This window comes from Streptomyces sp. NPDC048191 (assembly GCF_040652655.1).
In the GTDB taxonomy this organism is placed as follows: Bacteria; Actinomycetota; Actinomycetes; order Streptomycetales; family Streptomycetaceae; genus Streptomyces.
Genome location: NZ_JBEZMO010000024.1, coordinates 31,591 through 54,789, shown reverse-complemented (window position 1 = coordinate 54,789; position 23,199 = coordinate 31,591). Strand labels below are relative to the sequence as shown.

Sequence of the window (23,199 nt, the reverse complement as noted above, 5' to 3'; positions counted from 1 at the left end):
ACCGATTCTGCCGGGCGCGGGACGAAGATGCGGCGCTGACGCCCGGTGACCGAGTGCATGGGGGTCATGCCTGAGCAACGCGGCAGCGACCGGACAGGTCACCGCCTGACGGAATCGAGCGTCAGTTCAGGCACGTCCGGTTCCCGCTCTGGCCTCCTCGGGTCGGCTGACGTACCGTCAGCCGACCATCGTTCAGGGGGTGCCCGTGGCCGACGACCGTCCCGTCCCGCTCGACGAGTACCCGGTGCACCAGGTGCCGCTGTCCATGAAGCACGTGGCGACCGGTGACCGGAACGCCTACGACCGCTGCATCTTCCACGTCTTCGACCACGCCGGCCGTGCCCTGCTCATCCTCGGCCTCGGTGTCTACCCCAACCTGGGTGTGATCGACGCCTACGCCACCCTGCGCACCGGGAACACCCTGCACGCCGTCCGTGCCTCCGACGCCCTGGGGGAGGACCGGATGCGGCTCGCCGTCGGCCCGCTGCGCATCGAGGTGCCACGGCCGCTGCGGGAACTGCGCCTGCTCTGCGAGGACGAGCAGCTGTCGTACGACCTCACCTGGACGGCCGCCTTCCCCGCCCTCTGGGAGCCGCACCACCTCCAGCGCCGGGGCGGCCGGCTCACCCTGGAAGGCCGCCGCTTCGTGCAGGCCGGCACCGCCGAGGGCGTGATCCGGGCCGGGGGAGCGGAGTTCCGGGTCACCGCGGACGACTGGACCGGCACCCGGGACCGCAGCTGGGGCGTGCGGCCGGTACCCGGCGAGGACGGCGGGCGGCTCGCCGCGGACCACCCCGCCGAGGGGTTCCACTGGATCTGGTGTCCGGTCCGTTTCGAGGACCGCTTCCTGATGGTCATCACCCAGGAGGACGCCGACGGCCACCGCTCCCTCAACGACGCCACCCTGGTCCGCCCCGGCCGCCGCGACCGTCAACTGGGCTGGCCCCAGGCGGAGATCGGCTACCGCTCGGGCACCCGCCACCCGGAACGGGCGGTCATCCATCTGGGGGACGCGCGGGAGGCGCGGAAGCTGGACGTCGAGATCCTCACCTCCTCGCCGCTCGCGCTCGGCGCGGGCTATCCGCCGGCGGACGACTGGCAGCACGGGACATGGCGGGGCCCCGGCTGGACCGACCGCCGCACCTACGACATGACGCTGCCGCACCCCCTGGCCGGTTACGGCGTCACCGACCACTCCGCCCGTTTCCGGCTCGACGGGCAGACGGGCCACGGCATCTTCGAGCACGGCTCGTTCGGCCGGCACGACCCGAGCGGCTTCACCGGCTTCGACTCGGTCGCACCCTGAGGAAGGAGCCCGGCATGGCCACGGCACCGCGTCCCCGCACCACCACCCGCGACCCGGAAGTGCTCACCCGACACCTCACCGGCTGGCTCCGGACCCGGCTGCCCGGCGCCAAGGCGACCGGCGTCACCGTCCCGGCCTCCAACGGCATGTCCAGCGAGACCCTGCTGTTCGACATCGAGCACCCCGAAGCGCCGTGCCGCGGCTGTGCGTTGAGGCTGGCGGCGGACCCGCGGGCGTACACCGTCTTCCCCGAGTACGACATGGCCCGCCAGTACCGCACCCTGCGCCTGGTGGCCGAGCACACCGACGTGCCCGTGCCCCGGGTGCTGTGGCTGGAGGAGGATCCGGGTCCGCTCGGTGCGCCGTTCTTCGTCATGGAGCGCGTCGCCGGGCGCGTGCCGCCGGACGTCATGCCGTACACCTACGAGGGTAGTTGGCTGCAGGCGGCGAGCGACGCCGAACGCGAGCGCCTGGAGGCCGCCACCGTCGGACTGCTGGCCCGCCTGCACGACCAAGTGCCGCTCGCCGAGGCCCAGTTCCTCGCTCCACCCGGTGCGGGAGACGTCCTGCGCCGCCATGTGACGGCCCAACGGGCCTACTACTCCTGGGTGATCGACGGCTTGCCCCGCTCACCCCTCATCGAGGCCGCCTTCGACCGGCTGGAACAGCTGTGGCCGCGCGAGGCCGGCGAACCCGTCCTCAGCTGGGGCGACGCGCGCATCGGAAACATCGTCTACGACGGGTTCGACCCCGTCGCCGTCCTGGACTGGGAGATGGCGGCGCTCGCCCCGCGCGAGGTCGACCTCGGCTGGACCGTCTATCTGCACCGCTTCTTCCACGACCTCGCGGTCGCCTCCGGGCAGCGCGGACTGCCGGACCTCCTGCGCCGCGACCGCGTCGAGGCCCGCTATGCGCGCCTGACCGGCCACACCCCGCGCGACATGGACTTCCACACCCTCTACGCCGCTCTGCGGCACGCGATCGTCATGCTGCGCGTCGCCTACCGGCAGGCGTACTTCGGTGAGGTCGCCGTCCCCGCGGACCCCGACACACTGATCCTGCACCACGGCAGTCTGCGCGCCATGGTGCAGGGCGACTACTGGGATTGAGCCGGGCCGGGCCGGAAGGGATTCAGGCGGCCTGGCGGCGCAGCTCCGGCACGCGCATCGGGCGCGAGCCCGGGCCGCCGACGTGCGAGAAGGGCTGCGTCCGCCAGTTCAGACCCTGGGGGAGCGTCAGCAGCAGGGCGGTGTCCTGCTCCTGCGGCTCGAAGGACTCGTCCGCGGGGCGGGCGGCGGTCGCCGGGCGGCCCGTACCCGCACAGACCGTGAGCCCGAACGGATTCCACGGCGAGGCGCACAGCGCGTGCTCCGGCAGGACCGCCTCGTCCGCCAGCAGGGCGATCGGCTGGGCGCAGTCCGGGCAGATCACCCGGTACATCTCGAAGGTGTCGTAGGCGTCCGGTTCGTCGTCGAGGGCGTCGGGTTCGACGCCCTCCGGCTCGGGCTCGACGACCGGCTGCTGCCGCTTGGACGCGGATCGACCAGGGCGATGGACACTCTGCATGGGATTCTCCCCCTAAGGCTGGGCCGTGACGGCGCTGCGGCCTCGACCACAGCAAGCACTTCCCGTCCGCTCTCCGCGGTAATCACGAGAACATCACGGAGCCCGTTCGAGTTGTGTGTCGTTCGTCACATGCCGCGTGCAGGTGCGCGCTGCGGGCCTCGTGCGGTGCGTTTTGTATCGAACCGGCTATGACCTGCGCTCTCGGCTATCCCAGGAGATCAAGCGCACTGTAGGTTTTTGCGCCATGGAGGAGCTGGACCGACAGATCGTGCAGCTGCTCGTCAAGGACGGGCGGATGAGCTACACAGACCTGGGCAAGGCCACGGGCCTGTCCACGTCGGCCGTGCACCAGCGGGTGCGCCGGCTGGAACAGCGTGGCGTCATCCGCGGCTATGCCGCGGTGGTCGACCCCGAGGCCGTCGGGCTGCCCCTCACCGCGTTCATCTCGGTGAAGCCGTTCGACCCCAGCGCCCCCGACGACATCGCGGACCGCCTCGCCGGCGTCCCCGAGATCGAGGCCTGCCACAGCGTCGCCGGCGACGAGAACTACATCCTCAAGGTGCGGGTGGCGACACCGCACGAACTGGAGGAGCTGCTGGCGAGGCTGCGGAGCCTGGCGGGGGTGTCGACGCGGACGACCGTCGTGCTGTCGACGCCGTACGAGGCACGGCCACCGCGGATCTGATCGCACCCTTTCGGCACGCCCCCAGGTGCGGCTCCGGCCCGGCGACAGGGGAAACTGTCCCCCATGAGCGACCGCACCGCCGACCCCGAGCCCCCCAAGACCGTCCTCCTGCGCCGCGGCGAGGTGCACAGCCCCGCGGACCCCTTCGCCACAGCGATGGTCGTGGAGGCGGGACACGTCGCCTGGGTCGGCTCCGAGGGGGCCGCCGACGCCTTCGCCGACGGCGTGGACGAGGTGGTCGACCTCGACGGCGCCCTCGTCACCCCCGCCTTCACCGACGCCCATGTCCACACCACCGGCACCGGCCTCGCCCTCACCGGCCTGGACCTCTCCGCCGCCCCCTCCCTGGACGCGGCCCTCGCCCTGGTCCGCGACTTCGCCGCCGCCCGCCCGGGCGACCGCGTCCTGCTGGGCCACGGCTGGGACGCCGCCCGCTGGCCCGGCGGCCGCCCGCCGACGCGCGCCGAACTGGACGAGGCCACCGGCGGCCGCCCGCTGTACCTCTCCCGCATCGACGTGCACTCGGCGGTCGTCACCACCGCCCTGCTGGACCTGCTCCCCGGCGACGTCCCCCGCGAGGACGCCCCGCTGACCCGGGACGCCCATCACGCCGTGCGCGAGGCCGCGTTCGCCGCCGTCACCCCGGCCCAGCGCGCGGAGGCCCAGCGCGCCGCCCTCGCCCGCGCGGCCTCCCTCGGCATCGGCACGGTGCACGAGTGCGGCGGTCCGCAGATCTCCTCCGAGGACGACTTCACCGGCCTGCTGAAGCTGGCCGGTGAAGCACCCGGCCCCCGGGTCGTCGGCTACTGGGCGGAGCAGAACGTCGAGAGGGCGCGGGACCTGGGTGCCGTGGGCGCCGCGGGCGACCTCTTCGCCGACGGCTCGATCGGCTCGCACACCGCCTGCCTGCACGAGCGGTACGCCGACGCCGACCACGCCGGCACCGCCTACCTGGACGCCGAGACCGTCGCGGCCCACGTCGTCGCCTGCACCGAGGCGGGGTTGCAGGCCGGTTTCCACGCCATCGGCGACGCCGCCGTCAGCGCCGTCGTGGAGGGCGTGCGCGCCGCCGCGGAGAAGCTGGGCCCGGCCCGGGTCCGGGCCGCGCGCCATCGCGTCGAGCACGCCGAGATGCTCACCCCCGAGACCGTCGCCGGCTTCGCCGAACTGGGCCTGATCGCCTCCGTGCAGCCCGCCTTCGACGCGCTGTGGGGCGGCGAGGACGGCATGTACGCCCGGCGTCTCGGCGCCGAGCGGGCCCGCACCCTCAACCCCTTCGCGGCCCTGCTGCGCGCCGGGGTGCCCCTCGCCTTCGGCTCCGACAGCCCGGTCACCCCGCTCGACCCGTGGGGCACCGTCCGCGCCGCGGCCTTCCACCGCACGCCCGAGCACCGGGTCTCCGTCCGGGCCGCCTTCACGGCGCACACGCGCGGCGGCTGGCGGGCCGTGGGCCGGGACGACGCGGGCGTCCTGGTGCCGGGCGCGCCCGCCGACTACGCGGTCTGGCGCACCGACGAGCTGGTCGTCCAGGCCCCCGACGACCGGGTGGCCCGCTGGTCGACCGACCCGCGCTCCGGCACGCCCGGCCTGCCCGACCTCACCCCCGGCCGCGACCTGCCGGTCTGTCTGCGGACCGTGGTGGGCGGACGGACGGTGTTCGTACGGCCGGGCGAGTGATCTACGGGCGGGGCGCGGCGCCCGTCGGTCGCCGCCGCTCCGCCGCCCGACCTGCGCATCCTCCGTGGTGACCCCGTCAGTCGGGCCGTCGTAGCAGGTCAGACGGCTGTTGACAGTCGACGGCCGGGGGCCGGTAGGTTCGTCCGAGTCCACCACCGGACGCCGACCGGGAGGGTTCCCGCCACTCGTCGCAGCGCCGCTGGGTCAGGGACGGTGTGCCGCACCGGGGCACCGTCGCTGGCAGCCAGGCTCAGCGCCCGCGCCGCCGAGGGAACGTTCCGGCCCGGCAAGGTGTGACCCGGGTGGGGCCCGTGCGCTCAGTAGACAACGGCTTTCGGTCGATCCGCAGCCAGCGGGTCCCAGGTCGGCCCGAAGGGTGCCGGGCCCCCATCCGTCGTGGCGGGAAACGCAGGGGCGGGAAATGTGGGGGCGGCGCACCGGTTAAGGTGCCAAAAACGCATTCTTACCCCACTCTTGTGGAATCGACACCACCATACGAACGAGCTGTCACGTCTTCCCAGACGGCGGCCACTATGGTGGACGCCTGCGTACGACATGAAGGGGCATCAGTGAACGACGGCGACGGGACCCTCGCGGCCAAGGCCCAGGGGAGGCAGTTCGGTCCGCTCGGCACGGCCTTGGTGATCATCCCGACCTACAACGAGGCGGAGAACATCAAGACCATCGTGGGCCGGGTACGCAAGGCCGTCCCCGAGGCGCACGTACTGATCGCGGACGATAACAGCCCCGACGGCACCGGCAAGCTCGCCGACGAACTGGCCGCCGAGGACGGACACGTCCAGGTCATGCACCGCAAGGGCAAGGAAGGCCTCGGGGCCGCCTACCTCGCGGGCTTCCGCTGGGGACTGGAGCGCGACTACGGCGTGCTGGTCGAGATGGACGCCGACGGCTCCCACCAGCCCGAGGAACTGCCCCGGCTGCTCACCGCCCTCAAGAGCGCCGACCTGGTGCTCGGCTCCCGCTGGGTGCCCGGCGGCCGCGTGGTGAACTGGCCCAAGTCCCGTGAGTTCATCTCCCGCGGCGGCAGCCTCTACTCGCGGCTCGCCCTCGATCTGCCGCTGCGCGACATCACCGGCGGCTACCGCGCGTTCCGCCGCGAGACCCTCGAGGGCCTGGGTCTGGACGCGGTCGCCTCGCAGGGCTACTGCTTCCAGGTCGACCTGGCCCGCCGCGCGGTCAAGGCCGGCTACCAGGTGGTCGAGGTCCCGATCACCTTCGTCGAGCGCGAACTCGGCGACTCCAAGATGAGCAAGGACATCCTGATCGAGGCGCTGTGGCGGGTCACCGCCTGGGGCGCGCGGGACCGGGTCGCCAAGCTCACCGGCAAGAACAAGCGGACCTCGTAGCCCCGTCGGACTTCGGTCGTTCGTCCCCTTATCCCGCGCTGAGCCGCGGCCAGGCACACTGGGACCATGACGACTGGCGCTCCGACCTCTCCGTACACCGCCCGGCCCCGGCGTTCCCGGCTGCGCAGGTATCTGCCGCTGGGCATCGCCGCCTGGCTGGTGCTGGAGATCTGGCTGCTGACCCTGGTCGCGGGCGCGGCCGGGGGACTCGCCGTGCTCCTGCTGCTCGTCGCGGGCTTCGTGGCCGGCTCCGTGGTCATCAAGCGGGCGGGCCGCCGTGCTTTCCGGAGTCTCAACGAGGCGCTGCAGCAGGGCGGTTCGCCGGCGCGCGGCGGTGGCAACGGCCTGATGATGCTCGGCGGTCTGCTGCTGATGATCCCCGGCCTGGTCTCCGACGCGGTCGGCCTGTTCCTGCTGCTCCCGCCGGTGCAGAAGGCGGTGAGCCGGTACTTCGAGAACACCCTGGACAAGAGGCTGCGTGCGGCGGCCCCGGGCAGCTTCGGTGACGTCTTCCAGCAGGCCCGGATCCACCGCCCCGACGGCAAGGTGGTGCAGGGCGAGGTCATCCGTGAGGACCGGCCCGGTCCGGGCGAGCAGCAGTGGCCGCCGCTGTCGCGCTGAGCACGGTCGGGGACATGCGTCCGTGAGGACATACGAAAACCGCGGGCGCCGTACGTGATGCACGTACGGCGCCCGCGGTTGTGTGTGCGGTGTGTCCGGCCCGGACCCGCCGGGTCAGGCCGACTTACGGCTGTCCCGGGGATGAACCGCGATGTTCATCGCCCCCGAGCGCAGAACCGCCAGGCGCTCCTCGAGGACCTCTTCGAGCTCCTCGCGGGTGCGCCGCTCCATCAGCATGTCCCAGTGGGTACGCGCAGGCTTGGCCTTCTTCTCCTCTGGGCCGTCGCCGTCGACGAGGAGTGCCGGGGCCCCGCAGACCTTGCACTCCCACTCCGGCGGGATCTCCGCCTCGACGGAGAAGGGCATCTCGAAGCGGTGCCCCTTCTCACATGCGTACTCCACGGCCTGGCGCGGGGCCAGGTCGATACCGCGGTCCGTCTCGTAGCTGGTCACCACGAGGCGCGTACCGCGAAGAGCTCGCTCACTCATGAATCGTGCCTCCCGGGCTTGTCGCCCACAGGACAGGTGTCGCTGTCGTCGTCATCCGGTCAACGTCCGGTCGGCGGTAAAGATTCCCGTTCCGTGTCCCGTTCCGGGTCGTGCGTCGCCGTCGTAGCCGCAGCCTTGCTGACCAATGTCGTACCCACCGGCGCCCGGTTTGTCACATCTGCTAGCAGATGTCACCCAGCGTTTCGGCATCTTTGACGCGCAGTAACGGTACGCCTGGCAGGCCAAAGGCGTACACTACCGCCCTTTTGTGTTGAGCGCTAAATCGGCGCTAAATCTTCTCCGGCACCGGATTGCCCGCCTCGGCGATCGCCCGCCGCACCGGGACCCGCGCCAGCAGGGCGAAACCGATGACGAAGAAGGCCACCAGCGAGATGATCGCGGAGCGATAGCTTCCGGTCAGCTGGTAGGTCACGCCGAACAGCAGCGGCCCGAGCCAGCTCATCCCCCGGTCACTCATCTCGTACGCCGAGAAGTACTCGGCCTCCTTGCCGGGCGGCACGAGGTGGGAGAACAGCGAGCGGGACAGTGCCTGGCTGCCGCCGAGGACCAGGCCGATCCCGGCGGCCAGCACGAAGAAGAACACCGGTGCCTTCGCGGGCAGGAAGTAGCCGGCCGCCAGGGTCACCGTCCAGGCCACCAGCGACCCCAGGATCGTCCGCTGGGCTCCGTGGGCGCGGGCCAGCCGCCCCATCGCCAGCGCGCCGGCCACGGCCAGCACCTGCACCAGCAGCACCGCCACGATGAGCGTCGACTGACCGAGCCCCAGTTCCTGCGAGCCGTAGACCGAGGCCTGGGTGATCACCGTCTGGATACCGTCGTTGTAGATGAGGTACGCCAGCAGGAAGGCGAGGGTCAGCGGGTGCCGGCGCATGTCCCGGACCGTCGCCGCGAGCTGTCTGGGCCCGGGCGCCGCGCCGCGCTCCACGCGTACGCGCCGGTCGCGCAGCCTGCGCAGCGGGACGAGCGTGAACGCGCCCCACCACAAGCCCGCCGAGGCCAGGCAGATGCGGACCGCGGCCGTCTCGGTCAGGCCGAAGGAGTCATGGGCCGAGTACAGGACCAGGTTGGCGACCAGCACCGTGGAGCCCGCCGCGTAGCCGAAGGCCCAGCCCCGCGAGGAGACGGCGTCGCGCTCCTCGGGCGGGGCGATCTGCGGCAGGTAGGAGTTGTAGAGCATCATCCCGACGGACTGGGCGGCGTTGGCCACCACCAGCAGCGCCCCGCCGAGCAGGTACCGGTCGCCGTCCAGGAAGAACATGCCGGTGGTCGCGGCGGCCCCGGTGTACGCCGCCGCCGCGAGCAGCGGCTTCTTGCGGCCCGTGCGGTCCGCCACGCCGCCCACGAGTGGCATCACTACCACCGCGACGATCACCGAGAGGGACACCGAGTAGGCGAAGAAGGAGCCCGCCCGGACCGGGACGCCCAGCGGGTGCACATAACCGTCGGCGTCCGCGGCCCGCTCGGCCACCGCGGTGAGGTAGGGCCCGAGGAAGACCGTCACCACGCTCGTCGAGTAGACCGAGCAGGCCCAGTCGTAGAAGTACCAGCCGCGTTGCTCGCGCCTGAGGCCGGCGGTCTCGTCCGCCGTCCGCGTCCGCACCGTGTCCATGGCCACCCGTGCCCTCGCCTCCCCGCTCCTGCGAAGGCTCGGCCGGGGCGCCAGGGCCGTCAGACCCAGACGCCGCGGTCCTCCATGACCTTGCGCAACGTGTCGATGTGATCGGTCATGATGCCATCGACGCCCAGGTCCAGGAGCCGGTGCATGCGCTCGGGTTCGTTGATCGTCCACACGTGCACCTGGAGGCCGAGCGCGTGGGCGGCGCGGACGAAGCGGTGGTCGACCACCGGGACGCCCGACTGGGCCTCGGGCACCTGCGCGGCGACGGCCGACCGGCGCACGGCGGCCGGCAGGCCCCAGGAGCGCAGCCGCAGGTTCAGCACCCCGCGCGTGCCGAACGACGTGGCCAGCCGCGGCCCGGCCAGCCGCTGGGCGCGCAGCACCCGGGCCTCGGAGAACGAGCCCACGCAGACCCGGTCCCAGGCGGCGGTGCGCTCGATCAGGTCCAGCAGGGGACGCAGCGCGGGTTCCGCCTTGACGTCGACGTTCCAGCGGACCTCGGGGAAGGACTCCAGCAACTCCTCGAACAGGGGCACCGGTTCACGGCCGCCCACGCGCGCGTGCCGTACGTCCTCCCACGGAAGGTCGGCGATGCGGCCGGCGCCGTCGGTGACCCGGTCCAGCGTCGAGTCGTGGAAGGCGACGAGCCGGCCGTCGGTCGTGGCGTGCACGTCGGTCTCGATGTAGCGGTAGCCCAGCTCCACCGCGCGCCGGAACTGCGCCACGGTGTTCTCCAGTCCGTCCGCGGCCCCGCCCCGGTGGGCGAACGCGATCGGTCCGGGGTGGTCGAGGTAGGGGTGGCGTATGGCGGGTGTAGTGGGGCTCACCTGGGCAGTATGGCCTGCTCCGGTGTCGCGGTGGCAACGACCGCGCTGCGGTCCGGTGCCGGTGGGACGGCGAACACCCGCAGGAAGAGCTGCGCCAGCGGCCCGATGGACACGGCGTACAGCACCGTGCCGACACCGATGGTGCCGCCCAGCAGGAACCCGGTGATCACCACCGACACCTCGATCCCGGTCCGCATCAGCCGGATCGAGCGGCCGGTGCGCCGGTGCAGCCCGGTCATCAGCCCGTCGCGCGGGCCGGGACCGAAGCGCGCGGAGATGTACAGGCCGGTCGCCGCGCCGTTGAGCACGATGCCGGCGAGCAGCAGCGGGACGCGGACGGCGAAGGTGTGCGCAGTGGGGACCAGGGCCAGCGTGCCGTCCATGGCGAGACCGACGGCGAAGACGTTGGAGACCGTGCCGAGTCCCGGGCGCTGCCGCAGCGGGATCCACAACAGCAGGACCGCCGCTCCCACGATGATCGACACCACGCCGATGGTCAGCCCGGTCAGCTTCGCGAGCCCCTGGTGCAGTACGCCCCAGGGCTCCATGCCCAGACCGGCCCTCAGGAGCAGCGCGGCACTCGCGCCGTAGAGCGCGAGCCCGGCGTACAGCTGGAGCAGGCGCCGTCCGAGATGGTCCGGAGTGGACATGAGATACCCCCCTGGGTGGTGGCGGTGGCCTGACGCATGTCACTCTGTGGCTTGGGATGAAACACCATCCATGGCCAATTCGGGGAAGGTGGACTGATCTTCATGGCGCAGTGGACCTCTGCGATGGGGGCCGCGCAGCTCGCCCGGCTCCTCAACTCCCAGCAGGAGCGCCCGGCCGGCGCCGGCACCCGCCGTCCGCCCGCCTACCGTGCCCTCGCCGACGGCGTCCGGCTGCTGGTGCTCGAAGGACGCGTCCCGGTGGCCGCCCGGCTGCCCGCCGAACGCGAACTCGCCCTCGCGCTGTCCGTGAGCCGCACCACGGTCGCCGCCGCCTACGAAGCGCTGCGCACCGAGGGCTTCCTGGAGTCCCGGCGCGGAGCGGGCAGCTGGACCGCGGTGCCGGCCGGCAACCCGCTGCCCGCCCGCGGTCTGGAACCCCTGCCCCCCGAGGCCCTGGGCTCGGTGATCGACCTGGGCTGCGCCTCGCTCCCGGCCCCCGAGCCGTGGCTCACCCGCGCCGTGCAGGGTGCCCTGGAGGAACTGCCGCCGTACGCCCACACGCACGGCGACTACCCGGCCGGCCTGCCCGCCCTGCGCTCGATGATCGCCGAGCGCTACACCGCGGGCGGGATCCCCACCATGCCCGAGCAGATCATGGTGACGACCGGCGCGATGGGCGCCATCGACGCGATCTGTCATCTCTTCGCCGGCCGCGGCGAGCGGATCGCCGTCGAGTCGCCGTCCTACGCCAACATCCTCCAGCTGATGCGCGAGGCCGGTGCCCGCCTGGTCCCCGTCGCGATGGCCGAGGGCCTGTCCGGCTGGGACATGGACCGCTGGCGCCAGGTCCTGCGCGAGGCCGCGCCCCGTCTCGCCTATGTCGTCGCCGACTTCCACAACCCCACCGGCGCGCTCGCCGACGAGGACCAGCGGCGCCGGCTGGTGGACGCGGCGCGTTCGGCCGGAACGGTGCTCGTCGCCGACGAGACGATGACCGAGCTGTGGCTGGACGAGGAGTGCGCCGGTGCCGGGATGCCGCGCCGGATCTGCGCCTTCGACCCGGCCGGTTCGACCGTCATCACGGTCGGCTCGGCCAGCAAGGCGTTCTGGGCGGGCATGCGCATCGGCTGGGTGCGGGCGGCGCCGGACGTCATCCGCAGCCTGGTCGCCGCGCGGGCCTACGCCGATCTCGGTACGCCGGTACTGGAACAGCTCGCCGTCAACTGGCTGTTCAGTACGGGTGGTTGGGAGCAGGCCGTCGAACTGCGCCGTGCGCAGGCCAGGGAGAACCGGGACGCGCTGGTGGCGGCGATCCGCCGCGAACTGCCGACGTGGGAGTTCGACGTCCCCAAGGGCGGGCTGACCCTGTGGGTCCGCGCGGGCGGCCTGTCCGGCTCCCGGCTCGCCGAAGCGGGGGAGCGGACCGGTGTCCGCGTTCCTTCCGGCCCGCGCTTCGGTGTGGACGGCGCCTTCGAGGGCTATGTCCGGCTGCCGTTCACCGTCGCGGGAGCGGTGGCGGAGGAGGCGGCGGTCCGACTGGCCGCGGCGGCCCGGCTGGTGGAGACCGGGGGCACGGGGGGCGCGGAGGCGCCGCGCACGTTTGTCGCCTAGCCGACGCCGCCCGGCTCGGGGCCCGCTCTGCCGGGGGGCAGGTCCGCCACGCCTGATCGCGCGGTTCCCCGCGCCCCGGGGAACCCCGACCCCACCCCCGCCCGTCGGTGCGTCGGCCTCCCGTTTCGTGACTGTCCGGCGGTGGTCGGTGGTGGGAGCGGCAGGGCCGGTCTGGTGATGGGCGCCGCTGGTCGTGTCGTCGGGATCCGGTGTGCGTGGCGCGGGCGACGGCGCCGGGCGGCGTTGTCAGCTTTCGGCGGCGATTGCTTCCGCGGCGACCGGCGGCGGTGCATCGGCCTCCCGTTTCGTGAGGTCCGTCGGCTGGGGAGGCTCCGTGCGCTCAGCCTGCACGACGGTGGTCCGCGGTGGGAGCAGCTCCAGCACTGCCTGCCGATCGGCGTCACTGGTGGCGTCGTCGTACGGATCCGGCGTGCGCGGCACCTGAAGCCGGTGCACCGGTCCCGAGCCCAGGCGCGCGTACCCCCGCCCCGGCGGCACGTGCCCCAGCGGCGTCGTGTGCGGCGGAGCGCCCAGGACCGCCTCCACCTGCCGGGGCGCCGCGGGCCCGAGCACGACACGCGCGCGCGTGTGCTGTCGTACCGCGTCGCTCAGCACCTCCGCGCTGTCGAACTGCTCGGCCACGATGACGGTCACGTTCGCCGCCCGGCCGTGCCGCAGCGGTACCTGGAGCAGTGACTGCGGGTCCTTGCGGCCGTCCGCCGCGGCGAGATGGGCGAAGACCGACGGCCGGTCCACCAGGATCCACAGCGCGCGCCGGGCGTCGGCCGGCGGCGGGTCGCCCGCCTGCCGGGCAAGGTTGATGGCGATGAGCCGCCGCTCGGTCTCCTGCGCGGCCCACTCCAGGCTCGCCAGCGCCCCGGCGAGCGCGCACTCCACGGCCAGCACCCCGTCCCGGCCGGTCAGGCAGGCGTACTCGCCGGTGCCGCCGCCGTCGACGATCAGGACGTCGCCGTACTGGAGGGCCTGCAGGGCGATGGACCGCAGCAGGGTCGAGGCGCCGCTGCCGGGGTGCCCGATGGTCAGCAGGTGCGGCTCCGTGGAGCGGATGCCGGTGCGCCAGACGACCGGCGGTACGTCGATCTGCTCCTCCCCGTACGAGAGGGGAAGCGTGCGCTGCACCTCGCTCGGGTCGGTGAAGCCGAGGACGGTCTCGCCGGGCGCGGTGACGAAGTGCTGGGCCGGAATGTCGGCGGGCAGCGGGGGCAGGACGGTGACGGTGAGCTGGTTGCCCTCCTCGTCCCACGCGAAGTGGTATTCGCGGCCCCGCCCGGCCTTCGCGGTGAGCAACTGCTCGATCCGCGCCCGGGCCGCGGGCTCGCCGTCCGGGAAGTACGCGGGATAGCGGATCACCAGATGGCCGACGCGCCCGGCGTCGTCGAACTCGTGGGCGGTGAGCGCTTTCTCCCACTCCCCGCCGTGCGCGTACAGCGGCGCCGGGTCCTCGGGGCTGGAGAAGTACGGCACGAGGGCCTCGTAGAGGGACTGGAGCCGCTCGGTCTGGGACTCGTCGGGCCCCTCCGGGGCCGTCGGGGTGCGGTCGCGGCCCTGCCAGGCCGCCGCGGCCATCACGGTGATGACGGCGAGCAGCGGCCCGTACGGCATCAGCGCCACGACCAGGATCACGGAGGCCACCAGGAACAGCAGTGGCCCCCGCTTGTCCTTGGGCGTGTCCGCCCATCTGCGCTGCCCGGCCGAGGCCAGCCGGCGCAGCCCGCGCGTGACGGTGATCAGCGGATGCAGGACGTCCGTGGCGCTGTCGGCCGCCGTCCGCGCCAGTTCCCGGCTCCGGGCGATCTGCATCCGGGCGATCTGGGCGCTGTCCTTGCTCAGAATGCGGGGGAGAGGGCGCCGGGCCACTGCTGTCTCCTGATGGTGCGTGCGTGCGGGACGGGTGGGTCAGAACTTGATGCCACCGAGGAGACTCGCCAGGCTCTCGCCGCCGGCCTTGATGCTCGGGGCGATGCCCGTGCTGGCCAGGTAGAAGCCGAACAGGGCCGAGGTGCATGCGTGCGAGCCCTTGAGGCCGTCCTTGCGGAAGAAGAGGAAGACGACGACGCCGAGCAGCATGACGCCTGAGACGGAGAGGATCATTTCGGGCCTCCTGGTGTCGAAGGGTGGGGGACAGTCACCCTGAGTTCTTCCAGGATCACAGGATGTATCTATACGATTAAAGGTGCAACTGGGTGAAATATGGTTGATTTCGCCCCGTCGGCGGAGTGTTTTGGGCCCCGTTCGGCTGGGTGGTTGGCTACAGCGGGAGCCGTCGCTGATCTTTACCTCGGACACAACGGGTCATGTGCCGTGCGAGCCAGTACGCTGGCGATTCACTCGTACGGCCGTGTTCCGCTCGCTGCCGTACGCTCCCTGCAGTACCCGAAGTTCCAGGAGAGGTGGTCCGCCGATGAGTGAAGCCCCCGACCCCGAGGTCGTGGAGCTGGCGACCAAGATCTTCGATCTGGCCCGTCGGGGTCAGACGGAGGCGCTCGTGGCGTACGTCGACGCCGGCGTTCCGGCCAACCTCACCAACGACCGCGGCGACTCCCTGGTGATGCTCGCCGCCTACCACGGCCACGCCGACGCCGTGCGCGCCCTGCTCGCCCGGGGGGCCGCCGCCGACGAGGTCAACGACCGAGGCCAGACCCCACTCGCGGGGGCCGTCTTCAAGGGTGAGACCGAAGTGATCAAGGCCCTTCTGGAGGGCGGGGCCGATCCCGCGGCGGGGACGCCGTCGGCCGTCGACACCGCCCGCATGTTCGGCAAGACGGAACTTCTGGAGCTGTTCGGCGCGCACTGACGCGCATGTCCTGAGCAGGTACGACACGGAAAACGGGGGAGGCGGTAAGAGGCCGCCGGAAATACGGTCGCGGCAGCACAAACCGCCGGGTCATCATGACGACGTGATTCACGGACGCGATGGCTGGGCAGGTGTTGCCGCACCGCGCGGGCCGTGATGCGGTCCGCATGGGCCACCGACGAGAGGCAGAGAGAGATGGTCTTCAGCAAGCAAGAGACGGCGGGCGCTCCGACGTTGTGTCACGCGGCCAGGTAGTGCGTGTTTCCCGGTTGCGTCGACGCTTGATGTGAGGCTGTTTCCCATGTTCGATCCGGTCATAGCGCCCAGCGGTACGCTGCTCGGCCTGCTCCAGCGGGGCCGCGGCGACGGCACACTGCACGCGCTCACCGCCCCGCGCGCCGAAGCACTCGCGGCCCTGGACCACTGTGTGCTGCGCGATCCCCGCCACGACTGGCAGGTGGAGAACCGCTCCCTGTACTACGCCCGGCTCTACCTCGACCTCAACGGCGAGCTGGACGCGATCGAGGCGCACCTCTTCGACCCCGAGGACGTCCTCGACACGGACGAGTCCCGCACCGGCCTCGCGCTGGCCGTCCTCGGTCACCTCGCCTCCTACGGCAGGCGGGACGCGCTCGAGCTGCTGCGCAGGTACGCCGCCCACGGCTCCAACTGGGCCTGGGCCCTGGACGAGCTGGCCCTCAGGGACGACGACGCGGGGCTGCGCGCCCTCGCCGCGCCCGTCCTGGCCCGCTTCCCCGCCGACCCCGAGGGCGAGGCCGAGCTGGCCGCCGCCGTACGCGACGCCTTCGAGCCGAGGCCCTGGCGCCTGTGGGCCGAGGATCCGCGCGAATCGATCGCCACGCGTGTGCGTGCCGCCCAGGAGACCGGCTGTTTCGACCGCTGGCAGCGGCAGATGCGGCCGACCGGCCCGCGCCCCGGCTGGAGCGTGCGTGCCGTCTTCGAGTGGGCGCAAGCGGGCATGGACCGCGGCGCCGCCCTCCATGTGCCGGCCGCCCGCTGTCTGGTGGCCGTGGCCGGCCCCGAGGACCGGCCGGAGATCGTGCAGGCCGCCCGGAACGGCATCGACGGCGCCCGCTGCACCGCACTGCGCTATCTCGCCGACAGCGACGACCCCGACGCCCTCGACCTGATCGAGGCCGCCGTCGCCGACGGCACGAGCGTCGTCGTGGAGGCCGCCGCCGACGCCTTCGAACGGATGCGCAGCGTCGCCGCCGTCGACCGCGCGCGCCGCTGGGCCCAGCGGCCCGACGTGCTCGGCTCCGCCGCCGGACGCATGCTCGCCTGTCGCGGCGGTGTCCAGGACCGCGACCTCGTCCTCGGCGCCCTGCGCGAGGCCGTACGGGGCGAGGGACCCGACGCACCCACGCTATGGACCCTCGTCGACGGCGCCGGACGCCTGGGCATCGCCTGCGCCGCCCCCGTACTGCGCCACATCTACCGCGAGACGGCCTCCTCCCATCTCCGCGGGCGCGCCGCCCGCGCCCTGGCCGCCACCGACCCCTCCTTCGCCGCCGGCTTCGCCGTCGAATGCCTGTGGGACTGCGAGGAGACCACCCGCGAACTCGCCGCCCGGCACGCCGAGACCGGTGACACCCGGGTCGTGGAACGCCTGCGCCGCCTGGCCGCCGATCCGGCCGAGGAGGCGGAGGTGCAGACGGCGGTCCGCAGCCGCTTCGGACCCGACGCCGCCCTCGGCTGACCCCTCACGCACGCACCCGACCCGGGCGGACGACCGCCCGCCGCGTGAACACCGGGTGTCCCGCAGGTCAGGCGGTCATGACGGCCGCCTGACCTGCTCGGGTGTGCAGCTCAACGCTCACAGGACGTTCCCCGCGCGGAAAGATCGAAGTCGACGCGGCCACGCCCCGCACGGCGAGAACACCCGTATGCGTGTCGTCATCGTGACCGAATCCTTTCCCCCCGATGTGAACGGCGTGGCCCACTGCGCGCTCCAGACCGCCCGGCACCTCGTAGATCGCGGTCACCATCCGCTCGTCGTCGCCCCCGCCCCCGCTCCGGGCAGCGCACCGGACACGGACGCCCCGTGCCGGGTCGTCCGGACCCCCTCCCTCCCGCTCCCCGGCTACCCCCAGGTCCGCGTCGCCCTGCCCAGCAGGCGCCTCGCCGCGGCGCTCCTCGAACACCGCCCTGACGTGGTCCATCTCGCCAGCCCCTTCGTCCTCGGCGTGCGCGGCATGGCCGCCGCCGCCAAGCTCGGCATCCCCGCCGTCGCCGTCTACCAGACCGACCTGGCCGGTTACGCCCGCACCTACATGGGTGCCGGCGAGGCGGCCGCATGGCGGCGGATCCGCTCCGTGCACGCCGCCGCCGACCGCACCCTCGCCCCCTCCAGCGCCGCCCTCGGCGACCTGGAGACGCACGGGGTACCCCGGGTCCGGCTGTGGCCGCGCGGTGTGGACACCGTACGTTTCCGGCCAGACCTCCGTGACGAGGCGCTGCGCCGCGAACTCGCCCCCGACGGCGAGCTGATCGTCGGCTACGTCGGCCGGCTCGCCCCCGAGAAGCACGTCGAACTCCTCGTCGGCGCCTGCGGCCTGAAGGGCGTCAAGGTGGTGGTCGTCGGCGACGGACCGAGCCACGCCCACCTGACCGAGGCCCTGCCCGGCGCCGTCTTCCTCGGCCGCCGCACCGGCGACGACCTCGCGCGGATCTTCGCCTCGCTGGACCTGTTCGTGCACACCGGCCCCTTCGAGACGTTCTGCCAGACCGTCCAGGAGGCCATGGCCAGCGGGGTCCCGGTCGTCGCGCCCGCCGCCGGCGGCCCGCTCGACCTGGTCGCCCACGGCCGCACCGGATACCTGGTCGCACCGCGCGACGCCGGCGCCGTACAGGAGGCCGTCCGTGAACTGGCCGCCAACCCGGCCCGGCGGAGCGCGTTCGGCGCCGCCGCGCGCACCATGGTCGAGGGCCGCACCTGGGCCGCCGTCGGCGACCAGCTGATCGCCCACTACGACGACGTCCTCGCGGCACGCAGGACGGTGGTGGCGGCATGACCGGCCGGCCCCTGCGCATCGTCCGGCTCGCCAACTTCGTCGCCCCGGCCTCCGGCGGCTTGCGCACCGCCCTGCGCGAACTGGGCAAGGGTTTCCGGGCGGCGGGTCACGAACCCGTCCTGATCGTGCCCGGCGAACGGCACACCGACCACGACACCGGACAGGGCCGCGTCATCACCTTGCCCGGCCCGCTGCTGCCCGGCACCGGCGGCTACCGCGTCCTCACGGACAAGCGGCGCGTCGCCGCCCTCCTGGAGGAACTCGCCCCGGACCGCCTGGAGGTCTCCGACCGTACGACCCTGCGCTGGACCGGCCGCTGGGCCCGCCGCGCGCGCGTGCCCGCCGTGATGGTCTCCCACGAGACCGCCGACGGCGTGCTGCGCACCTGGGGCCTGTCCGAGAACCTCTCCCGCCGCGCCGCCGACGCCCTCAACACCCGTACGGCGCACGTCTACTCACGGGTGGTGTGCACGACCGAGTTCGCCGAGCGTGAGTTCGTGCGCATCGGCGCGCGCAACGTCGTACGCGCCCCCCTGGGCGTCGACCTGATGGAACGCCACCCCGCACTGCGCGACCCGGGGCTGCGCTCCCTGCACGCGCGTGGGGGCGAGGCGCTGCTCGTGATGTGCTCCCGGCTGTCCGTGGAGAAGCGGCCCGGCACGGCCCTGGACGCCCTGGAGGCGCTGCTGCGGCGCGGTCGGCGGGCGGTGCTCGTGGTCGCCGGCGACGGGCCGCTCAAGCCCCGGCTGGAACAGCGGGCGCGCGAACACGGGCTGCCCGTGACGTTCCTCGGGCATGTCTCCGACCGTGCCGTGCTCGGGGCCCTCCAGGCGAGCGCGGACGTCGCTCTCGCGCCCGGGCCGGCCGAGACCTTCGGGCTCGCCGCGCTGGAGGCCATGGCCTGCGGTACCCCCGTCGTGGCCAGCGCGTCCTCCGCGCTGCCCGAGGTCATCGGCTCCGCGGGGGCGACAGCCGCCGACCGCGGTGAGGCGTTCGCGGACGCCGTGGAGCTGCTGCTGGACCGCGGCGAGCGGGCACGGCGGGAGGCGGCACGCGCGCGTGCGGAGTGCTTCGGCTGGGGCACGGCGGTCGAGGCGTTCCTGGCGGCCCACGACGCCGAGGTGCTCCGCCCCGGCGGCCTCCGCCGCACCATGGCGGAGGGCGTGGCATGAGACCCGTCCGCTTCGTCGCCCTCGGGGACTCCCTGACCCAGGGCGTGGGCGACCCCGTCGGCGACGGCTGGCGGGGCTGGGCCGCGCTGCTGGCGCCCTCCCTCGCCGAGACCGCCGACGCCGTGGAGTTCACCAACCTCGCCGTCAGCGGCGCGCAGACGCGGGACGTGCTGGAGCGGCAGGCTCCGGCCGCCCTCGGACTCCGCCCCGACCTGGTGTCCGTGGTGATCGGCGTCAACGACACGCTGCGCCGCACCTTCGACATCCGGGCCGTGGCCGCCCACCTCGACGAGGTGTACGCGGCGTTCACCCACCAGGGCGCCACCCTGCTCACCGCCTGCCTGCCCGACCCCGGCGCCATGCTGGGCCTGCCGGCCGCCCTGGCCCGCCCGCTGGCCCGCCGGCAACGGGCCGTCAACACGGTCGTCCACGCGCTGTCCGAACGCTACGGCGCCGTCCACCTGCACGCCGCGGACGGCACCTGGATCACCGACCGGGAGCTGTGGAGCGCGGACCGGCTGCATCCCGGCGAGCGCGGGCACCGGCGGCTCGCCGTACGCTTCCACGCCCTGCTCGCCGAGGCGGGCCGGGCCACCGGGCGGCCGCCGTCGTCCGAGCCGGAGTCCCCGGCGCCGACCCGGACGGCGAGCCTGCTGTGGCTGGCCACGGCCGGCACGGCCTGGGTGGTCCGGCGCTGCCAGGACCTGCTGCCCCAGCTGCTGCGCCTGGCCGCCGACGAGCTCCACCACCGGGCCAGGGGCACCAGTGCCCGCCTCGACCTGCACGCCTCGGCGGCGGCGACCGCGGCCCTGGCAGCCCTCACGGCGGACCCCGGCCAGAACACCGCCCCGAGCCCGTCGGGCGTGCGGGGGTCCTCACGCGTGGTGGCGACCCGGGGTGCGTCCAGGGCGGCCTCATCGATGGCGGGTGCGGCCGCCGAGGACGCGATTCCTGGTGCGGTGTGCGGTGAGGGCGTGGTTCCGGGGGCGGTCTGTGAGGGTCCGGGTTCGGGTGCTGTCGCCGGGGGCGTGGTTGCGGGGCGCGGTGGTGCGTCTTCTGAGGGTGCGGGTGCGGTGTGCGGTGAGGGCGTGGTTCCGGGGGCGGTCTGTGCGGCTCCGGGTTCGGGTGCCGTTGCTGGGGGAGTGGTTGCGGGGACCGTCCGTGCGTCCTCGGGTGCGGCCGGTGCGGTCTCTGAGGTGCTGATTCCGAGTGCGGTGAGGGCCGCTCCGGTTGCGGGTGCCGTCTCGGAGGGCGCGATTCCCGGTGCCGTCCGTGCGGCCGCCGAAGGCGCGATGCCCGTCGGCGCACGCGTGGCCCCGGCCGCGGATGCGGGCAGCGAGGCCTCTGTGCCGGACAGGGCCGACGCGGACCCGGTGCCGGAGGGTGCCTGTGCGGCCGTCGGGACGCAGGCCATACGGACCACCGCGGTCGCCGGGTAGCACCGGGAGGCGTCCGGCGGTCGCGGGCCCGATGGGCGGCGGGCGTGGGCCCGATGGTCGGCGGCTGCCGGGCCTTCGCCTGGTCGGGAGTCGGACCGTGGCCGGGCGGCGTCCGGCGGTCGCGGGCCCGTATGGGCGGCGGTCGCGGGCCGCTGGCGGCGGCCGTCGGGCCTCCGCCTGGTCGGGAGTCGGACCGTGGCCGGGCGGCGTCCGGCGGTTGCGGGTTGGGCGGCGGGCGTGGGCCGCTGGCGGCGGCTGCCGGGCCTTCGCCCGGTCGGGAATCGGAGCGCGTAGGTCCAGCCCCGTCGGGGGTTCACCGGGCGGGGCCCGCACCGGGCCTCCTCGGTGCGGCGTGGGCCGCCCGGCGCGGTTGCCGGTCTCCCCGCGGGATGCCGCGTACGCGGACGCGCCTTCCAGCGGTACGAACCCGCGCGCGTACCCCACCGAAGGGCAGCGCGGCCGGTACGCGCACGTGGGCCGCCCGGTAGCGCCGTTCGGGAGGAGGGCGGCCCCGCGGCTTCAGACGATGCCCATCAGCCGGTACTGCTCGTCGCGGGCGTCGGTCAGGAACATCTGGCCCGGGGCGTGGGTGATGGCGAACGGCGGCCGGGAGGCGGTCACCGCTGCCTGCGGGGTCACCCCGCAGGCCCAGAAGACCGGGATGTCGCTGGGCGCCAGGGTCACGGGGTCCCCGAAGTCCGGTCGCCCGAGATCCTCGATGCCGAGAGCCGCCGGGTCCCCGCAGTGCACGGGACCACCGTGCACGGCCGGCAACAGGCTGCTCTCCCGGATCGCGGCGCGGATGTGCTCCGGCGGCACCGGCCGCATGGACACCACCATCGGCCCGCGCAGCCTGCCCGCCGCCCGGCACGCACGCGTGGTGACGTACATCGGTACGTTGCGGCCCTGCTCGACGTGCCGGATCGGCACCCCCGCCCGGGCCAGCGCCCACTCGAAGGTGAAGCTGCACCCGAGCAGGAACGACACCAGGTCGCCGCGCCAGTGCGCACGCACATCGGTGGGCTCCTCGACCAGCTCGCCGTCCTGCCACACCCTGTAGCGCGGCAGGTCGGTGCGCAGGTCGGCGCCCTCGGCCAGGACGGTCGCCGGGGAGCCGGCGTCCGTGACGTCGAGCACGGGGCACGGCTTGGGATTGCGCTGGCAGAACAGCAGCATGTCGTAGGCCCAGTCGGCGGGCACCGAGATCAGGTTGGCCTGCGTGTGGCCTGCCGCGACCCCGGCCGTGGGACCCGAGAGGCCCTCCCTGAAGCGGGCCCGGGCGGTTCCCGGGCTCCACGCGTGCGCGTGCTCGTCGACGGTGGTGACGGGCAGGTCTTCGGTACGGGATGTCCGCGTCATGCCGGCTCCTGGAGAAGGTGAGCAGTGCCGTCCCGAGCACCGTAGAGGATCGTTCAACGATCCTTCAATACCCATGTTGTCTCGTTCCGGTACGTGCGATTGAATTCCCGGCATGGCAGAGCAGCTGACGGCACTGGCCGACGACCGTGCGCTCCTGGGGCGCACGAGCACGGCGGAGCGGGTTTCGGACATCCTCCGGAGCCGTATCGCCGACGGGTACTTCCCACCCGGAACCCGGCTGTCGGAGGACGGCATCGGCGGGGCGCTCGGGGTCTCCCGCAACACCCTGCGCGAGGCGTTCCGGCTGCTCACGCACGAACGGCTGCTGGTCCACGAACTCAACCGGGGTGTGTTCGTGCGGGTCCTCACCGTCGAGGACGTCGAGGACATCTACCGCACGCGCTCCCTGGTCGAGTGCGCCGTCGTCCGCGGCCTCGGCGAGCCGCCGTACCGCCTGGACCAGGTGGCCGCGGCGGTGGCCGAGGGAGAGCGGGCCACCGCGGAGCACGACTGGAAGGCGCTGGGCACCGCCAACATCCACTTCCACCGGGAACTCGTCGCCCTCGCCGGCAGCGAGCGCACCGACGAACTGATGCGCAGCGTCTTCGCCGAACTGCGGCTCGCCTTCCACGTCGTCGACGACCCGCGCCGGCTGCACGAGCCCTACCTCGCCCGCAACCGCGAGATCCTGCGCGCGCTGCAGGACGGCGACCGGCGCGAGGCCGAGCGGCTGCTGGAGACGTACCTCGCGGCCTCGCTGCAGCGAGTCGTGGAGGTGTACCGGCGGCGCGTCGCCCCGTAGGGGGCACGGTGCCGTACCGATGGGCGGCTCCGCCGCGCGGGCGGCCGACCACGGCCGGCCCGAGCCCCACGACGAACGCCTGCGCTGTCGGGCAAACCGGCGGAGCGTCTCGTTTGGGTCGATGTCAGACCGAGGACCT

Annotated in this window: 19 protein-coding genes and 2 pseudogenes; 13 read left to right on the top strand and 8 right to left on the bottom strand. The window is 73.3% G+C overall.

The genetic code is table 11. From position 1 onward, the window contains the following. Positions 1 to 205: 205 nt before the first annotated feature. Both AB0D93_RS30675 and AB0D93_RS30670 read left to right on the top strand, forming a co-directional pair. Entirely contained in the window at positions 206 to 1,306 is a 1,101-nt protein-coding gene (locus AB0D93_RS30675; protein ID WP_362126201.1) for a hypothetical protein, read from the top strand. Positions 1,307 to 1,320: 14 nt separating this feature from the next. Beyond that, positions 1,321 to 2,415, top strand: coding sequence for a phosphotransferase family protein (locus tag AB0D93_RS30670; protein ID WP_362126198.1), 1,095 nt, complete (start codon positions 1,321 to 1,323; stop codon positions 2,413 to 2,415). A gap of 22 nt (positions 2,416 to 2,437) precedes the next feature. On the opposite strand, the gene AB0D93_RS30665 is transcribed toward AB0D93_RS30670, so the two are convergent. Next, positions 2,438 to 2,872 (bottom strand): hypothetical protein, encoded by a 435-nt coding sequence (locus AB0D93_RS30665; RefSeq protein WP_362126195.1) that lies wholly within the window; start codon positions 2,870 to 2,872, stop codon positions 2,438 to 2,440. 244 nt (positions 2,873 to 3,116) lie between these two features. On the opposite strand from AB0D93_RS30665, the gene AB0D93_RS30660 reads away from it, so the two are divergent. From AB0D93_RS30660 to fxsA, 4 genes are all read left to right on the top strand, one after another. Beyond that, on the top strand, positions 3,117 to 3,557 hold the full coding sequence (locus AB0D93_RS30660; protein ID WP_018548954.1) for an Lrp/AsnC family transcriptional regulator: 441 nt from the start codon (positions 3,117 to 3,119) through the stop codon (positions 3,555 to 3,557). Positions 3,558 to 3,620: 63 nt separating this feature from the next. Next, positions 3,621 to 5,234, top strand: a complete 1,614-nt coding sequence (locus AB0D93_RS30655) for an amidohydrolase (RefSeq protein WP_362126193.1) — start codon at positions 3,621 to 3,623, stop codon at positions 5,232 to 5,234. Between the two features lie 569 nt (positions 5,235 to 5,803). After that, positions 5,804 to 6,601, top strand: a complete 798-nt coding sequence (locus AB0D93_RS30650; RefSeq protein WP_362126190.1) for a polyprenol monophosphomannose synthase — start codon at positions 5,804 to 5,806, stop codon at positions 6,599 to 6,601. A 66-nt stretch (positions 6,602 to 6,667) separates the two neighbouring features. Continuing rightward, on the top strand, positions 6,668 to 7,222 hold the full coding sequence (gene fxsA / locus AB0D93_RS30645) for an FxsA family membrane protein (RefSeq protein WP_362126187.1): 555 nt from the start codon (positions 6,668 to 6,670) through the stop codon (positions 7,220 to 7,222). A gap of 114 nt (positions 7,223 to 7,336) precedes the next feature. Here the strand turns inward: fxsA and AB0D93_RS30640 are convergent, their stop codons facing one another. The 4 genes from AB0D93_RS30640 to AB0D93_RS30625 all read right to left on the bottom strand — a co-directional run bounded on the left by AB0D93_RS30640 (position 7,337) and on the right by AB0D93_RS30625 (position 10,827). Next, positions 7,337 to 7,711 (bottom strand): RNA polymerase-binding protein RbpA, encoded by a 375-nt coding sequence (locus AB0D93_RS30640; RefSeq protein ID WP_009187548.1) that lies wholly within the window; start codon positions 7,709 to 7,711, stop codon positions 7,337 to 7,339. 289 nt (positions 7,712 to 8,000) lie between these two features. Further along, positions 8,001 to 9,341, bottom strand: a complete 1,341-nt coding sequence (locus tag AB0D93_RS30635; protein ID WP_362126378.1) for an MFS transporter — start codon at positions 9,339 to 9,341, stop codon at positions 8,001 to 8,003. 59 nt (positions 9,342 to 9,400) lie between these two features. Continuing rightward, entirely contained in the window at positions 9,401 to 10,177 is a 777-nt protein-coding gene (locus AB0D93_RS30630) for a glycerophosphodiester phosphodiesterase (protein ID WP_362126184.1), read from the bottom strand. Next, positions 10,174 to 10,827, bottom strand: coding sequence for a hypothetical protein (locus AB0D93_RS30625; RefSeq protein ID WP_362126181.1), 654 nt, complete (start codon positions 10,825 to 10,827; stop codon positions 10,174 to 10,176). The genes AB0D93_RS30630 and AB0D93_RS30625 overlap by 4 nt, the downstream gene beginning before the upstream one ends. 102 nt (positions 10,828 to 10,929) lie before the next feature. Between AB0D93_RS30625 and AB0D93_RS30620 the strand changes: the two genes are divergently transcribed. Next, a complete protein-coding gene (locus AB0D93_RS30620; protein ID WP_362126178.1) occupies positions 10,930 to 12,438 on the top strand; it encodes a PLP-dependent aminotransferase family protein in 1,509 nt (502 codons plus the stop codon). Positions 12,439 to 12,684: 246 nt separating this feature from the next. On the opposite strand, the pseudogene AB0D93_RS30615 reads toward AB0D93_RS30620, so the two are convergent. Beyond that, positions 12,685 to 14,372, bottom strand: a pseudogene (locus AB0D93_RS30615) (hypothetical protein). Continuing rightward, positions 14,356 to 14,550, bottom strand: coding sequence for a hypothetical protein (locus tag AB0D93_RS30610; protein WP_067046482.1), 195 nt, complete (start codon positions 14,548 to 14,550; stop codon positions 14,356 to 14,358). Before AB0D93_RS30610 ends, AB0D93_RS30615 begins: the two are co-directional and overlap by 17 nt. A 310-nt stretch (positions 14,551 to 14,860) precedes the next feature. Between AB0D93_RS30610 and AB0D93_RS30605 the strand changes: the two genes are divergently transcribed. The 5 genes and pseudogenes from AB0D93_RS30605 to AB0D93_RS30585 all read left to right on the top strand — a co-directional run. Continuing rightward, positions 14,861 to 15,253 carry an ankyrin repeat domain-containing protein gene (locus AB0D93_RS30605; protein ID WP_362126175.1) on the top strand — a complete coding sequence of 131 codons (393 nt, stop codon included), beginning with the start codon at positions 14,861 to 14,863 and terminating at the stop codon, positions 15,251 to 15,253. A 301-nt stretch (positions 15,254 to 15,554) separates the two neighbouring features. Next, positions 15,555 to 16,973 carry a HEAT repeat domain-containing protein gene (locus AB0D93_RS30600; RefSeq protein WP_362126172.1) on the top strand — a complete coding sequence of 473 codons (1,419 nt, stop codon included), beginning with the start codon at positions 15,555 to 15,557 and terminating at the stop codon, positions 16,971 to 16,973. 187 nt (positions 16,974 to 17,160) lie between these two features. Continuing rightward, positions 17,161 to 18,288, top strand: coding sequence for a glycosyltransferase family 1 protein (locus AB0D93_RS30595; RefSeq protein ID WP_362126169.1), 1,128 nt, complete (start codon positions 17,161 to 17,163; stop codon positions 18,286 to 18,288). Beyond that, positions 18,285 to 19,460 carry a glycosyltransferase gene (locus tag AB0D93_RS30590; protein WP_362126166.1) on the top strand — a complete coding sequence of 392 codons (1,176 nt, stop codon included), beginning with the start codon at positions 18,285 to 18,287 and terminating at the stop codon, positions 19,458 to 19,460. Before AB0D93_RS30595 ends, AB0D93_RS30590 begins: the two co-directional genes overlap by 4 nt. Beyond that, positions 19,457 to 20,284: pseudogene (locus tag AB0D93_RS30585) on the top strand (SGNH/GDSL hydrolase family protein); the annotation flags it as partial. The gene AB0D93_RS30590 and the pseudogene AB0D93_RS30585, both read left to right, overlap by 4 nt. A 1,134-nt stretch (positions 20,285 to 21,418) precedes the next feature. Here AB0D93_RS30585 and AB0D93_RS30580 read toward each other — a convergent pair. Next, positions 21,419 to 22,258 carry a putative hydro-lyase gene (locus AB0D93_RS30580; RefSeq protein ID WP_362126163.1) on the bottom strand — a complete coding sequence of 280 codons (840 nt, stop codon included), beginning with the start codon at positions 22,256 to 22,258 and terminating at the stop codon, positions 21,419 to 21,421. A 112-nt stretch (positions 22,259 to 22,370) separates the two neighbouring features. Here AB0D93_RS30580 and AB0D93_RS30575 point away from each other — a divergent pair, with 112 nt between their 5' ends. Continuing rightward, positions 22,371 to 23,060 carry a GntR family transcriptional regulator gene (locus tag AB0D93_RS30575; RefSeq protein ID WP_362126160.1) on the top strand — a complete coding sequence of 230 codons (690 nt, stop codon included), beginning with the start codon at positions 22,371 to 22,373 and terminating at the stop codon, positions 23,058 to 23,060. The last annotated feature ends 139 nt before the right edge of the window (positions 23,061 to 23,199 follow it).